Source organism: Micromonospora sp. NPDC049799 (assembly GCF_040656655.1).
Lineage (GTDB): Bacteria > Actinomycetota > Actinomycetes > Mycobacteriales > Micromonosporaceae > Micromonospora.
Window position 1 is genome coordinate 1 of sequence record NZ_JBFAMU010000109.1, and the last position, 12,899, is coordinate 12,899.

At 72.9% G+C, this 12,899-nt stretch carries 14 protein-coding genes; 7 read left to right on the forward strand and 7 right to left on the reverse strand.

Annotation, left to right across the window (positions count from 1 at the left end; translation table 11 throughout):
- The first annotated feature begins 83 nt into the window (after window positions 1-83).
- Window positions 84-1,010: an NAD(+) diphosphatase gene (nudC, locus tag AB0I76_RS11510; protein WP_357033510.1), complete on the forward strand. Its 927-nt coding sequence runs from the start codon at window positions 84-86 to the stop codon at window positions 1,008-1,010.
- Window positions 1,011-1,140: 130 nt separating this feature from the next.
- Here the strand turns inward: nudC and AB0I76_RS11515 are convergent, their stop codons facing one another.
- From AB0I76_RS11515 to AB0I76_RS11525, 3 genes are all read right to left on the reverse strand, one after another.
- Window positions 1,141-1,416, reverse strand: a complete 276-nt coding sequence (locus AB0I76_RS11515; protein WP_357033478.1) for a hypothetical protein — start codon at window positions 1,414-1,416, stop codon at window positions 1,141-1,143.
- 255 nt (window positions 1,417-1,671) lie between these two features.
- The gene (locus AB0I76_RS11520; protein ID WP_357033481.1) at window positions 1,672-1,911 is read right to left on the reverse strand and encodes a DUF397 domain-containing protein; all 240 of its coding nucleotides are present in this window, start codon (window positions 1,909-1,911) and stop codon (window positions 1,672-1,674) included.
- A gap of 75 nt (window positions 1,912-1,986) precedes the next feature.
- Window positions 1,987-2,967 carry a helix-turn-helix transcriptional regulator gene (locus tag AB0I76_RS11525; protein ID WP_357033484.1) on the reverse strand — a complete coding sequence of 327 codons (981 nt, stop codon included), beginning with the start codon at window positions 2,965-2,967 and terminating at the stop codon, window positions 1,987-1,989.
- 220 nt (window positions 2,968-3,187) lie between these two features.
- On the opposite strand from AB0I76_RS11525, the gene AB0I76_RS11530 reads away from it, so the two are divergent.
- The gene (locus tag AB0I76_RS11530) at window positions 3,188-4,477 is read left to right on the forward strand and encodes an MFS transporter (RefSeq protein WP_357033487.1); all 1,290 of its coding nucleotides are present in this window, start codon (window positions 3,188-3,190) and stop codon (window positions 4,475-4,477) included.
- A 74-nt stretch (window positions 4,478-4,551) separates the two neighbouring features.
- Here the strand turns inward: AB0I76_RS11530 and AB0I76_RS11535 are convergent, their stop codons facing one another.
- The gene (locus tag AB0I76_RS11535; RefSeq protein WP_357033490.1) at window positions 4,552-4,794 is read right to left on the reverse strand and encodes a mycoredoxin; all 243 of its coding nucleotides are present in this window, start codon (window positions 4,792-4,794) and stop codon (window positions 4,552-4,554) included.
- 127 nt (window positions 4,795-4,921) lie between these two features.
- On the opposite strand from AB0I76_RS11535, the gene AB0I76_RS11540 reads away from it, so the two are divergent.
- From AB0I76_RS11540 to AB0I76_RS11550, 3 genes are all read left to right on the forward strand, one after another.
- Entirely contained in the window at window positions 4,922-7,087 is a 2,166-nt protein-coding gene (locus tag AB0I76_RS11540; protein ID WP_357033513.1) for an ATP-dependent DNA helicase UvrD2, read from the forward strand.
- 124 nt (window positions 7,088-7,211) lie between these two features.
- On the forward strand, window positions 7,212-7,472 hold the full coding sequence (locus tag AB0I76_RS11545) for a hypothetical protein (RefSeq protein WP_357033493.1): 261 nt from the start codon (window positions 7,212-7,214) through the stop codon (window positions 7,470-7,472).
- A gap of 130 nt (window positions 7,473-7,602) precedes the next feature.
- Window positions 7,603-7,965 carry a WhiB family transcriptional regulator gene (locus AB0I76_RS11550; RefSeq protein ID WP_357033495.1) on the forward strand — a complete coding sequence of 121 codons (363 nt, stop codon included), beginning with the start codon at window positions 7,603-7,605 and terminating at the stop codon, window positions 7,963-7,965.
- Window positions 7,966-8,345: 380 nt separating this feature from the next.
- Here AB0I76_RS11550 and AB0I76_RS11555 read toward each other — a convergent pair whose 3' ends face one another.
- From AB0I76_RS11555 to AB0I76_RS11565, 3 genes are all read right to left on the reverse strand, one after another.
- Window positions 8,346-9,692, reverse strand: coding sequence for an AarF/ABC1/UbiB kinase family protein (locus AB0I76_RS11555; protein WP_357033498.1), 1,347 nt, complete (start codon window positions 9,690-9,692; stop codon window positions 8,346-8,348).
- A 99-nt stretch (window positions 9,693-9,791) separates the two neighbouring features.
- Complete coding sequence (locus AB0I76_RS11560; RefSeq protein ID WP_357033501.1) at window positions 9,792-10,844, reverse strand: hypothetical protein; 1,053 nt, start codon at window positions 10,842-10,844, stop codon at window positions 9,792-9,794.
- 203 nt (window positions 10,845-11,047) lie between these two features.
- Window positions 11,048-11,215 (reverse strand): DUF5679 domain-containing protein, encoded by a 168-nt coding sequence (locus AB0I76_RS11565; protein WP_007464795.1) that lies wholly within the window; start codon window positions 11,213-11,215, stop codon window positions 11,048-11,050.
- Between the two features lie 513 nt (window positions 11,216-11,728).
- Between AB0I76_RS11565 and AB0I76_RS11570 the strand changes: the two genes are divergently transcribed.
- Window positions 11,729-12,259 carry a M48 family metallopeptidase gene (locus AB0I76_RS11570; protein ID WP_357033504.1) on the forward strand — a complete coding sequence of 177 codons (531 nt, stop codon included), beginning with the start codon at window positions 11,729-11,731 and terminating at the stop codon, window positions 12,257-12,259.
- 73 nt (window positions 12,260-12,332) lie between these two features.
- Window positions 12,333-12,899 (forward strand): hypothetical protein (locus tag AB0I76_RS11575; RefSeq protein ID WP_357033507.1); only part of this gene is annotated, 567 nt, incomplete at its 3' end.

The following is a 12,899-nucleotide window of genomic DNA, read 5'->3' on the forward strand; positions in this document are numbered from 1 at the left end:
AACCGTATGGCAGGTGCGCGCACCGCCTGCGACGGGGTCGACGCGTGCCCGCCCGGGCGGCCGGCGTGACCGGCGGGGAGGACATGCCGCCGCTGGCCCGCACGACGTTGGACCGGGCGGCGCACCGGCGTAACGATCCGGCCTGGTTGGCGCAGGCGTGGAGCAGGGCGCGGGTACTGGTCGTCGACACCGGCAACGACGGACGGGCGCTGGCCCGCACCGACACCACTCCGCCGACGCTGGTGCTGGTGGAGCCGGAGGACGTGCCGGCGCCGGCCGTCGCGGGGGCGATGTTCCTCGGCGTCGAGCCGGACGGCGTACCGGTCTTTTTGGTGGACGCCCCGCTGCCCGCGCTGCCCGGCACCCGGGCGGTGCACCTGCGCGAGGTCGGCCACCTGTTCGCCGACCGGGACGCCGGCCTTTTCACCACTGCCCTGGCGCTGCTGAACTGGCATCGGCGGCACGTCTACTCCTCGGTCACCGGTCGGCGCACCGAGGTCGACGAGGCCGGCTGGGTCCGGGTCGATCCGGAGGGGGACCGCATCTGGCCGCGTACCGACCCGGCCATGATCGTGCTGGTGCACGACGGCGTCCGGGGTCCGGACGGGCGGTGCCTGCTGGGCAACAACGCCACCTGGCCGCGCACGCCGGGGGAGCGGCGCTTCTCGTGCCTCGCCGGGTACATCGAGCCGGGGGAGTCGGCCGAGGCCGCCGTCCTGCGCGAGGTCCGCGAGGAGGTCGGCGTCCCGGTCGCCGACATCGCGTACGCGGGCAGCCAGGCGTGGCCGTTCCCCGGCTCGCTGATGCTGGGCTTCCTCGCCACGGCCGACCCGGAGCACCCGGTGCACGTCGATCCCGCCGAGATCGCGTACGCCCGCTGGTTCTCCCGGACCGAGATCGGTGCGGCGCTGGCCGGGCGGACGGTGCCCGTGGGCGGCGGCGACCGGCTGATCCTGCCGCCACCGTCCTCGATCGCGCTCTTCCTCGTCCACCGCTGGCTCGACGGCTAGGCCGGTGTGCGTCCCGGTCCGTGACCGTCGTTGCCGCGACGGTCACGGACCGGGAACACGGGCCGCCGTGGTCGGATGGGGCAAGGAACGCGGCGGGGGAGCCGGTCCGACCACGACGGACGTCTCCGGGTCAGCTGCCGCGGTCGTCCGTCAGGCCGCGCCAACGGTGGCGGGGTGCGTCGAGCGGGAGGACCTTCACCCGTTGCCGGCCGGAGCGCACCGCCCCGACCGAGGCGAGGGCCCGGGCCAGGTGCATTGCCGCGTCGCGGTCCTCGGCGTGCACGACCTGGCGGCGCGGCTCGGGCGCGGTGGTCTCGTCCCGGAGGTGACCGCCGCCGGCCCAGGCGGCGGCGATGTCCACGTCGGCGGCGGCGCGGACGTCGGTGCGAACGATCAGGAACCGCATGGGGGTCTCCGGATGTGTCGCGACGGTCGGGAACCGGGTGGAAGTTCCACGTCACTCTGTCGTCATGTTACGCCCGGTAGCGATCCCAGCAAGTGAAACGCGACTATCGGTGCTGAGCGTCGGCCGATCAGGCGACCCCAGGTCGACAGGCTGGAGCCGCCATCGGCGCGTGTCGCTCCCGCCACGCCGGACGGATGGTGTCGGACATGCGACGGGGCCGCCGGCTCCTGCCGACGGCCCCGCCCGTGTGCCGGCTCAGTCGAGGTCGAACTCACCATTCCTGGTGCCGGTGAGGAAGCCGAGCCAGCCCGCGCGGTCGAAGAGCAGGACCGGGCCGCCCCGGTCCTTGCTGTCCCGCAGCGCCACCGCCACCGGGCTGTCGCGGAGTGGGGCGACCTCGACACAGTTGGAGGTCTGGCTGCGCGTGCTGGTACGCCACGGGGCGTCCGCCAACTGCGCGAGAACGGACGGCGTGTTGCGGATGTCATCCTTCATCGTGTCACTCCTGAGATGTGAACGGACCGATGGAACGAGTGGCGAGGCACGACCCGACGACGGGTCCCCCGTGGATCACCGTTCCGTCAGCCGTCCGGAGTGCCGGCGGCGTTGGGATGGCGCCGTTGCCGCCCCGTACGCCACTGTGGACGGGTCCGCCGTGTCGGGCAGCCGCCCCGTGGCCTCGATCAGCCAGGAGAGGGTGTCCGATTCGGAGAGCGCCGCCGTGCATAGCCACTCGAACACCACTTTATAGCCATTTAGTGCGTTTACCTCCGTCGACATGACGTCGGTGAACCCACCTTCGATCGCCACCGTCTCCGGATCCTGGGGATCGGCGAACCGGTAGAGCGAGAACGCGGTCGGCGGCAGGTACCAGCTGCCGATCCGGGTGTCCTGGGGCAGCACATGGAGCGTGACGTTCGGCAGCATCGCCAGCTCGCAGAGCTGCACCAGCTGCTCGCGGAGCACCTCCGGCGGCGCCGTCCGGCCGCCCAGGGCAGCCTCCTCCAGCACCGCCGTGTAGCGGGGCGCGTGCGGCTCGCGGCTCAGCAGCGTCTGGCGAGCCAGCCGTGCCTGCACCTCCGTGTCGATGCCCCCGGCCGCCTCGGGGTCGCCGGTCCCCTCGTCGAACTCGTGGACCGAGGCGATCCGGATCCGCGCGTACTCGGCCGTCTGGAGCAGGCCCGGCACCAGAACCGGGTTGTACTCGGAGATCACCGCGCACCCCGCCTCCAGCTCGGCGAAGCCGCGCTGCTGCTGGGTCATCACCGGGAAGTTCTTCAGCCAGCCGCGCATGTCGCCGGCCTCCTGGGTGATGCCCAGCAGCTCGTCGCGCAGCGTGCCGTCGGCCCGGTAGAGGTCGAGCAGGTCACGGACGTCCTGCGGGTCCGGACGGCTGCGGCCGTTCTCCAGGCGGGACAGCTTGGACGCGGACGCCCAGCCGATCCGCTCGATGACCTGGTCCCCGGTGAGGCCGGCCGCCTCGCGCAATCGGCGCAACTCGACGCCGAGCCTGCGCCGCCGCAGGATCGGGCTCGGTGAGGCAGGAGGCACGATGTCCTCTTTCCCGTCGACCGCCGCAGACGCGACGGTAACTGTATGAAATTCGGCCCCCACCGTCAGTATGGACGGCGCGACCCGTGCAGGAGGTTCCCGCGCAGGGCGTGTCTCGCAGAAAAGCGGAGGCGGAAGGGGCGGTGACCAGTACCGACCGCGCCTCCTCCCCCCCCGCCGCGCCCGCGACGGCGTTGACCACCCCCGACGGAGGGACCCCATGCGCACCGTCCTGCGCCGCCCCGACTTCCGTCTGCTCTTCGGCGGACTGGTGGCGAGCATGACCGCGGAGTCGATCCTGCTGCTCGCCCTCGCCATCTGGGTCAAGGAGCTGACCGGATCGGACGGGATGGCCGGCGCCACCATCTTCGCGATCATCGCGCCGATGACGCTGGCGCCGCTGGTCGGCTGGTTCGTCGACCGGTACCCCCGCCGCCCGTTCTTCGTGGCGGCCAACATCGTCACCGCGGTTCTGCTCACGCCGCTGTTCCTGGTCACCGACCGGTCCGAGGTGTGGATCATCTACGCCGTGGGGGCGTTGTACGGCCTGTCGTACATCACCCTCAGCGCGGTGCTCAACGGCCTCATCCGGCAGCTCGTGCCCGTCGAGCTGCTGGCCGAGGCCAACGGCGTGCTGCAGACCGTCCGGCAGGGCCTGCGGCTGGTCGGGCCGCTGGCCGGTGCCGGCCTGTACGCCGCCCTGGGCGGGTGGATGCTCGCGGTGGTGGGGATGGCGGGCTTCCTCGCCGCGGCCGCCGTGGTCGGCGCCCTGCGCGTGACCGAGACGCCGCCGTCCGGGCGGGAGCTGCGCTGGCCCGCCGAACTGGGCGCCGGCATCCGGCACCTGTCCCGGGAGCCGGCCCTGCGCCGGGCGCTGGTCGGCTACGGCCTCGGCTCCCTGGTGATGGGCTTCAGCGAGTCGCTCATCTTCGCGTACGTCGACCAGGGACTGCGCCGGGACGCGGCGTTCGTCGGGGTGCTCGTCGCCGTGCAGGGGATAGGTGGCCTGGTCGGTGGGCTCGTCTCACCGGCCGTGGTCCGGCGGGCGGGTGAGGTGGGCACGCTCGCCGCCGGTGTGGCGTGCTTCGGGCCGGCCGCGCTCGCGCTGACGTACCCGACCCTGTGGCTCGGTTTCACCGGGGTGCTGCTGGCCGGGGTGTCCCTGCCGCTGACCATGGTCGGGCTGCACACGCTGATCCAGCGGCGTACGCCCCCGGGCCTGATCGGCCGGGTGGCCGCGGCCGGCGAGGCCGTGGTGAGCGGCCCGCAGGCGTTCTCCATCGGAGCCGGCGCCCTGCTGGTGGGGGTCCTCGACTACCGCCTGCTCCTCGTGGCGGTGGGCGTGGCCGCCCTCCTCGCCGGCGCCTACCTCTGGCACGGCCGCACCCTCAGTCCACCCCCACCCCCACCCTCCACCCCCACCCGCATCCCGTCCCCCCGCCGCCCGGCCGCCCGGCTCGTCGATCATGAAGTTGTCGCCTCGACACGCCCGGGACGTCGCGGGCGATGAGGGGGGAGGGGCCGGGATGCGACGAGCGGCCGGCCCCGGGAGGGGACGGCCGCTCGTCGGCGGTGCTGCGGGGGTCAGGCGGCCAGCTTGGCCAGGTGCTGCTTGACCTGCGTGATCGAGGGGTTCGTCAGGGCGCTGCCGTCGGCGAACCGCAGCGTCGGGACGGTCTGGTTGCCGCCGTTGACACTCATCACGAACTCCGCGGACTTCGGGTCCCGCTCGATGTCGACCACCTCGTACCCGATGCCCTCCCGGTCGAGCTGCGACCTCAGCCGGTGGCAGTAGCCGCACCAGGAAGTGGAATACATCGTCAGCATGGTCAGATCCTCCAACGGTCCGGTCACGCGGCTTGCCGATCAAGCCCAGGCTATGCGGCATGCTTTCCGACACTCGGGCCGCATGCCCCAGGTGCAACGCCCGGTGGAGCTGAGACAATTCCTCGCTGTGGTGGCTCACTCGACGTCCGAACGCGTGCTCGCCGGCCTGGATCCGGAGCAGCGGTCGGCGGTGACCGCCCCGGCCGGCCCGGTCTGCATCCTCGCCGGTGCCGGGACCGGTAAGACCCGGGCCGTCACCTCCCGGATCGCCCACCGGGCGCTGACCGGCGACATCTCCCCCCGGCACGTGCTCGCCGTCACCTTCACCGCCCGGGCCGCCGCGGAGATGCGGAGCCGACTCGCCACGCTCGGGGTGCCGGGCGTCCAGGCGCGCACCTTCCACGCCGCGGCGCTGCGCCAGGTGCGCTACTTCGCGCCCCGGCTGCTGGAGGGCCGGGCCATGCCGGAGCTGCTGGACAGCAAGGTCCGCCTGGTCACCCTCGCCGCCGCCAAGGTCGGCCTGCGGACCGACCGGGCGGCCGCCCGGGACCTCGCCGGTGAGATCGAGTGGGCCAAGTCGTCCCTGGTCGAGCCTTCGGAGTACGTGGTCGCGGCGGCCAAGGCGCTGCGCGACACCCCGCACGAGGCGGGGCGGGTCGCCGAGGTCTTCGCCGCGTACGAGAGGCTCAAGCGCTCCGGCGGCGTGATCGACTTCGAGGACATGCTCCGCGCCGCGGTCTGGGGCATCGAGGAGCACCGGGACGTCGCCGAGCAGGTCCGCGCCCAGTACCGGCACCTCGTCGTCGACGAGTACCAGGACGTCAACCCGCTCCAGCAACGCCTGCTGGACGCGTGGCTGGGCGGCCGGGACGACCTGACCGTGGTCGGCGACGCCAGCCAGACCATCTACTCGTTCACCGGCGCCACCTCGTCGTACCTGGTGGACTTCCCCCGCCGCTACCGGGGCGCCACGGTGGTCCGGCTGGTCCGCGACTACCGGTCCACCCCGCAGGTCGTCGGGCTGGCCAACGCGGTCATCTCGCAGGCCCGGGGCGCTGAGGCGCGGCTACGGCTGGAACTGGTCGGCCAGCGCCCACCCGGCCCCGAACCGGAGCTGCGCATCTTCACTGACGAGCCGGCCGAGGCCAACGCCGTCGCCGCGCGCTGCCGCGCGCTGATCGACGCCGGCACCCCGGCCCGGGAGATCGCCGTGCTGTTCCGGACCAACGCCCAGTCCGAGGCGTACGAGAAGGCGTTGACCGAGGCGCAGGTGCCGTACGTGGTGCAGGGCGCGGAGCGGTTCTTCGAGCGGGTCGAGGTGCGGCAGGCGATGGTCGCGCTGCGGGCCGCCACCCGCTCGATCCCGGGGGAGACCCCGCTGCCGACCGCCGTGACGGAGGCGCTCACCGCGGTCGGCTGGGCGCCCGACGCCGCACCCACCGGCGGCGCCGCGCGCGAGCGCTGGGAGGCGCTCGCCGCGCTGGTCCAGCTCGCCGAGGAGTACGCGGCCACCCCCGAGGTGCTGCCGATCGGGCCGGCCGCCTCCGTGGAGCGCGCGGTCACACTGGCCGACTTCAACGAGGAACTGGCCCGCCGGGCCGCCGCCCAGCACGTACCGACCGTGGACGGGGTGACCCTGGCCTCCCTGCACTCGGCGAAGGGCCTGGAGTGGGACGCGGTCTTCCTGGTCGGCCTCTCCGAGGGGACCCTCCCGACCACGTACGCGAAGACCGTCGAGCAGGTGGAGGAGGAGCGCCGGCTGCTCTACGTCGGTGTCACCCGGGCCCGGGAGTGGCTCTGGCTGTCGTACGCCGTGGCGCGCTCGCCGGGCGGACGGGCCCGGCGGCCCTCGCGGTTCCTGCCGCAACTCGACCGGTCGGGTGGGACGGAGCGGGCCGGCGGCACCGCCGGCCCGGGTCGACGGCCCGAGCGGCGCCGCACCCAGATCGTCTCCTGCCGGATCTGCGGCGCGACGCTGCTCGCCGGGCCGGACCGCAAGCTCGGCCGCTGCCCCACGTGTCCGTCCGACATCGACGAGGAGCTGCACGAGCGGCTGCGGGACTGGCGGGCGCGGGTGGCGGGCGCGCAGAAGGTCCCGGCGTACGTCGTGTTCACCGACGCGACGCTGGTGGCGCTGGCCGAGCGTCGTCCCGGACGGTCGGAGGACCTCATCGCGATCGCCGGCATCGGGCCCCGGAAACTGGGCCTGTACGGGGAGGCGGTGCTCGCCCTGGTGGCGGGCGCGGCGGTCGACGATGTCTGCTCGGAGAAAACTTTCGAAATCTCGTCGTAAATTCGTTTGCCCTCGCCCCCGGACGAGGAATAGCCTCAGGACACACCTTGGGAGCGGCGCCATTCCGGCTGCTCACAGGGGTTCGGACATGTCGGCACGAGGGCACGCAGAGGAGGTGGTTCCGGTGGAGATCTTCAACATGTATGAGCGCCCGACGGCGCCGCTGACTGCTGCCTGCGCTCCGCTGACGGCTGTCCGGGTGGCTGTCGCCGCTGCGCGACCGTCGGTTCCGCAGGTGCACCAGGCCGAGCTTCAGGCCGAGCTGATTCTCGCGCCGGCACCGCAGTGGACCCAGGGGATCAGTGGCTTCACGGGCAAGGGCGTCAATGTCGCCAAGCGGCGCATGGACGTCCGCGGAGTTCCACCTCGAGGTAGACCGGTCTGATACCAGACCACCGGCTCACCTCGAGGCCGCGGAACCCGCATACCGGGATCCGCGGCCTCAGTTTTTTGCCCGCCGTAGTACGTCGGAACAGCGATCCACAAGATCGAAGTGAGAGAGAGGTGACCGGGAGATGAGTCTGGCGTTGGCCCCGCTCGACGTGAGCGTCGAGGTGGAGGCGAACCTGCCCTGCCGGAAGTTCGACCCCGACCTGTGGTTCTCCGACTCGCCCACCGAACTGGAACTGGCCAAGTCGCTCTGCGGGGACTGCCCGCTGCGCGTCGAGTGCCTGGCCGGCGCGGTCGAGCGGGCCGAGCCCTGGGGCGTCTGGGGCGGCGAGATCTTCGAGCGTGGCGCGGTCGTCCCGCGCAAGCGGCCCCGTGGCCGTCCGCGCAAGGAGGACATCGCCCGTGACGCCGCACTCCGGGTCGAGGCCGAGGTGCGCCTGGCAGCCAGCGGGCTGTCCACGCGCGCTGCGGTCCGGCTGGCAGCCTGACCTACCCGATCCGTTCCACCAACCCCCCGCCGGTCCCGACCGGCTACGAGAAAGCTGATGATCATGCTGCACCTGCCCAACGGCACCAACCTGCAACTACTCCACGAAGCGTTGTCCCGGGCCCGAATGCTCCGGCCTCAGGCCGCACGCACCACGAGCACTGAGGCAACCCGTCCCGCCCGTTCCGTCGCCATGGCCGGTCGTAACCGGTCCGCCCGGGAACTGGGCGCGCTGTAGTCCCACCTGAGGTCCAGGGGCGGGCGACCGATCCGGTCGCCCGCCCCTGGCGCGTGCAAGGAAGGGCCCCTTCTTAACGCCTGGCGTAGAGGAAGGGGCCCCTCTTGACACCCGATGGGCAGCGGACGCGCGGTGCGCGCGGGTCAGGCGACCGGGGCGAAGCCGGGCAGCCAGCGCTCCAGGATGGCCCGGTAGGGCGCCTTCGCCTCCAGTTGGCAGAGCACCCCGATCGAACCCAGCGTCACCCGGTGGATGAGCAGGTACGACGGCGGCAGGTTGAGCTGCCGGCTCAGCTGGAACGCCGGTGACTTGGGGCTGGCCAGACGTGTCGCCTCGGCGCGCAGCCAGGCCCGGGTGAACCGGAACTCGTCCTCGGCGACGGGGGCCAGCATCGGCTGGAGGTAGTCCAGCAGCGCCTGGCCGTCGATCGGCTCGGTCGAGCTGAGAAAGCCCTCCTCGCGCAGACCGGCCACCACCTCGTCGGCCTCGCCGCGCAGGGCGAGCCCGGCCAGCCGGCCGATCGGCTCCGGCGTGCCCTCCGGCATGCGGGCCACCGCGCCGAAGTCGATCACGCCGAGCCGGCCGTCCGGGAGCAGTCGGAAGTTGCCCGGGTGCGGGTCGGCGTGCAGCAACCCGGCGCGCATTGGCGCGGACAGGTGCAGCTCCGCCATCAGCCGCCCGGCCTCGTCGCGCTGCTCCTCGGTGCCCTCCCGGATGATCTCCGCCAGCGGGATGCCCTCGACCCACTCGGTGACCAGGACCCGGGGCGACGCGGAGACCACCGCCGGGATGAAGATCTCCGGGTCGTCCGCGTACGCGGTGGCGAAGGCCCGCTGCGACTCGGCCTCCAGCTCGTAGTCCAGCTCCTCGGTGATCCGCTCGCGCAGCTCCACGAGCAGCGGCTTGACGTCCAGCCCCGGCTGGATCGCGCGGAACATCCCGCCGAGCCGGGAGAGCTGCTTGAGGTCGGAGAGAAGGGCTTCGCCCGCGCCCGGGTACTGGATCTTGACAGCGACGTCCCGGGTGTTCGGCGCGCCCGACGGGCCGTAGCCCTCGTCCCGCCAGAGGGCCCGGTGCACCTGACCGATGCTGGCCGCGGCGGCCGGGGTGTCGTCGAACTCGACGAACCGGTCCCGCCAGTTGGGGCCGAGCTGCTCGGCGAGCACCTTGTGCACGCTGGCCGCCGGCAGTGGCGGTGCGGCCTCCTGGAGCTTGGTCAGCGCCTGCCGGTACGGGGCGGCGATCTCCTCCGGCAGCGCGGCCTCGAAGACCGACAGCGCCTGCCCGAATTTCATCGCACCGCCCTTGAGCTGCCCCAACACGCTGAAGAGCTGCTCGGCGGTGCGCTGCTGGATCTCCGCGGAGATCACGTCGGACGCGAGCCCGGTGACGCGCTTACCCATGCCGAGGACGGTCCGACCGGCGAAGCCGAGCGGCAGTGCGGCGAGCTTGGCGGTCCGGGACACGGCCCGGCGCGGGATGTCGGTCACCCGGCCATTGTTACCGACTCGGCGGGTCCGCTGCTGCCGTGCGGCGTTGCTGGGCGTCACCGCCCGCCCCGCCAAGCGCCGGGCACGGCCCCGCGTGGGTCACCGGCGGGCCCGTGAGCAGGCGCAGGACGGGTGCGGCGGCCAGATCCGGCGGCGTACGCGTCCCACGCCGCCGACCTCGACGGTGCAGCCGAGAGTCTCCGGGGTGCCCCCGTCCAGGTGGGTCAGCGCCTCGGCGGTCCCGTACGCGCCAGCCGCCAGCAGGGTCGCGGCGGTACACGCCCCGTCGGCGGTGTCGGTGGCGAGCTGGGCGGCGAGCGCCGGCCAGTCCGGGTCACGGTCGGTGCGGTGCAGGTCCAGGCAGTGCAGGCAGGGGCCGAGGGGCGGGCGGACAAGCGGCCCGACCACCGGGACGCCCTCGCGGAGGGTGATGAGCAGGTGTGGCTGGCGCCGCTGGGCGTGACCGGCCGCGACCAGGGCGGCCGGTCGTGCCGTACCGAGTTGGACCACCAGGTCGGCGCGGCCGCGGCGCAGCGGGCCGGTGCCGGTGCCCGGTGCGGCCCGGCCGACCGCGTCGCGGACCGCCGGCCCGAGTGGTCGCCCCAGCTCGGCGGCCGGGATCCCGGTACCCACCAGGTCTGCCGGCCGGACCGGGCCGGTCAGGTCCGGATAAAGATGACCGACGCCGGCCTGGGCCAGCGCGAGTGCGACCGCCGCCCCCAGGTGACCGGTGCCGGTCACCACGACCCGGGCGGCGCGCCGCCGGCGAAGCACCTGGGCGGGCGTGCCGGGCAGCCGCGCGGCGGTGAGGGCGAGGGCGCCGGCCTCCGCGGCGAGCCGGGTCCGCGCCGGTTCGGCCAGGTCGCGCGGCAGCAGGGTGTGCGCCGGTACCACCAGACCCGCTCCGCGCAGCGCCGCCAGCAGGTCACGGGCCTCGTCCGGTCGGACGTCGACGTGGGTCGCGTGATCGAGGACGTGGCGTTCGCTGCGGGTGCCGTCGAGCAGGTCGAGCAGCCGCGCCGCGCGGGGGTTGGCGACCTCCAGCAGGACGGCGCGACCCGGCTCGATGCCGAGCTGGAGGGTGTGGCGGTCCCGCCAGAGCCGGCTGAGCCCGGGTAGCAGGGTGGGGCGGGGAAGCGGCGGGGACGTCATGACAACGAATAGTGACCGCTTCCGTGCTGTCCGTGGATCGTTGTCCACAGGTGGTCGGTCCCCTACCCTGCGTTGTCCACAGGAAATCCGGGGATATCCACAACCGCTCGGTAACCGTGTCGGTCAGCGGACAGTACGGTCCCGAGGCCGGAGACGGCGGAAGGGGTGGCCGCCGGCCACCCCTTCCGCGCGACCCGTACGGGTCAGACCTTCGCCTTGCCCAGGATGCGGTTCACTGTTGTGCCGCACACCGGACACTTGCCCTTGGCCATGTTCATACCGGTCTTCGAAACCTCGACATGCCCCTCGAAGTCCCGCTTCTCCTTGCACTTGACGCAGTAACCGTTGTAGGTCTGGGCCTGGTCGGCCACGGTGCCCTCCTCGTCTCGTCCGCCGGCGAACGCGTACCGGCGGTTCTCCCGGCGGCGGGCCACGGCGGGCGCCGGCGCTCGGTCTTCCGTCGCGGCCACCTTCGTGACCGCTGGTCCGCGGACCCTACCCAGCTACGGGCAGTTCCATGTCAGCTATGCATCGCCACTGTGAGCAAGTCGACGTCGAGAGTGTGCATCGCGAATTAGGTCGGATAAGTCAGTTTGGCAGGGACACGCCGACCAAATGCCGGTGGAGGGGTCGATCGGGGCCTCCGAGGGTGACGAAAGCCGGGATGATCACCTACGGTGAGGGCGGAGAGCGGGGCGGGCCTCGACCGTCGCCACGGGGTGTGACGACGACGCTGCTCCATGATCAGTCAAAGAATTTTCGGGACTCCTGGCGACCAATCAGCATTTTCCGGGCACGTGTCATCGTGTTGACTCTTGCGGACCCCTGGTCAGTACGCATTAGCTTTCCCTCGTGACAGCTTCCCGAGGCTGCGCGGTCCGCTGATGGCCGCGGCGCGCAAGCCCGTCGTCGAGGTACGGCGCAGCCAGCGCCGGCGACGGACGGTGTCCGCCTATCGCGACGGCGAGCGGGTTGTCGTCCTCATACCCGACCAGTTCTCCCAGACCGAGGAGAGCGAGTGGGTCGACCGGATGCTCGCCCGGCTCGCCGCCCGTGAGGGACGCCTGGCCCGCTCCGACGCCGAGCTGCTCGACCGCGCCGGCCGGCTGATCAAGCAGTACCTCGCCGAGCACGGCGCCGCAGCCGTCCCGACCAGCGTCCGGTGGGTGAACAACCAGAACGGCCGGTGGGGTTCGTGCACTCCGGCGGACCGGACCATCCGCATCTCCCACCGCCTGCAGGACATGCCGGACTGGGTGATCGACTACGTCCTCCTGCACGAGTTGGCGCACCTCATCGTGCCGAGCCACAACGCGCGATTCTGGGCGCTCGTCGCGCGGTACCCGAAGTCCGAGCGCGCCCGCGGCTACCTGGAGGGTGTGGCCGCCGCCTCCGGCACGTCCTTCTCCGACTGACGCTCCTGGGCCGGTCCACCCGGCTCCTCAGGTGTTAAGAAGGGGCCCTTCCTTCACCGGTTAGGGTCGGGGGATGGCCCGACGTCTGGTGGTGGCGCTGCTCGCGCCGGTGTCCTGGTCGCCCCCGGGCGTCGACCCGGTCGACTGGCGCACCGCGCTGGCCGAGGACGTGGTCGACCTTCTCGCCACCCTCCAGGAGGTCGAGACCGCCGTGGCGGTCACCCCGGCGGACCGGTGGCTGGCCGACGCGGTGGTCTGGCCCGGCACCGCCGTCCACGAGGTTCCCGAACCGACCCCGACCGCCGTCTTCGCCGCGCTCGCCGCTCCACCTGCAGCCGGCGTGCCACCGACCGCCGCGCCGGGCGACCCTGCCCCGTCGGATCCGGGGGCCGGCGCCCCGACGGCGTACGACCAGGTGGCCGTCATCGCGGGGGACGCCCCCGACGTGCCGGGGCTGACGATCGGCAAGCTGCTCCGCCCGCTCACCACCCGGCTGGTGGCGGTCGCGCCGGTCGAGGGCAGCGGTCCGGGGCTGCTCGGCGTGGCCGTGCGGCTGCCCGTACCGGCGTGGCTGCCGCCGCTGGACCTGGACACCGCGCTGCCCACGGCCGTGCGCACGGCGGCGCCGCAGCCCGGCGAC

Bases quoted from the DNA above. Each gene is read 5' to 3' on its own strand.
- nudC (WP_357033510.1), top strand. From the start codon at position 84: ATGCCGCCGCTGGCCCGCACGACGTTGGACCGGGCGGCGCACCGGCGT.
- AB0I76_RS11515 (WP_357033478.1), bottom strand. From the start codon at position 1,416: ATGCGGTTCCTGATCGTTCGCACCGACGTCCGCGCCGCCGCCGACGTG.
- AB0I76_RS11520 (WP_357033481.1), bottom strand. From the start codon at position 1,911: ATGAAGGATGACATCCGCAACACGCCGTCCGTTCTCGCGCAGTTGGCG.
- AB0I76_RS11530 (WP_357033487.1), top strand. From the start codon at position 3,188: ATGCGCACCGTCCTGCGCCGCCCCGACTTCCGTCTGCTCTTCGGCGGA.
- AB0I76_RS11535 (WP_357033490.1), bottom strand. From the start codon at position 4,794: ATGCTGACGATGTATTCCACTTCCTGGTGCGGCTACTGCCACCGGCTG.
- AB0I76_RS11550 (WP_357033495.1), top strand. From the start codon at position 7,603: ATGAGTCTGGCGTTGGCCCCGCTCGACGTGAGCGTCGAGGTGGAGGCG.
- AB0I76_RS11560 (WP_357033501.1), bottom strand. From the start codon at position 10,844: ATGACGTCCCCGCCGCTTCCCCGCCCCACCCTGCTACCCGGGCTCAGC.
- AB0I76_RS11570 (WP_357033504.1), top strand. From the start codon at position 11,729: ATGGCCGCGGCGCGCAAGCCCGTCGTCGAGGTACGGCGCAGCCAGCGC.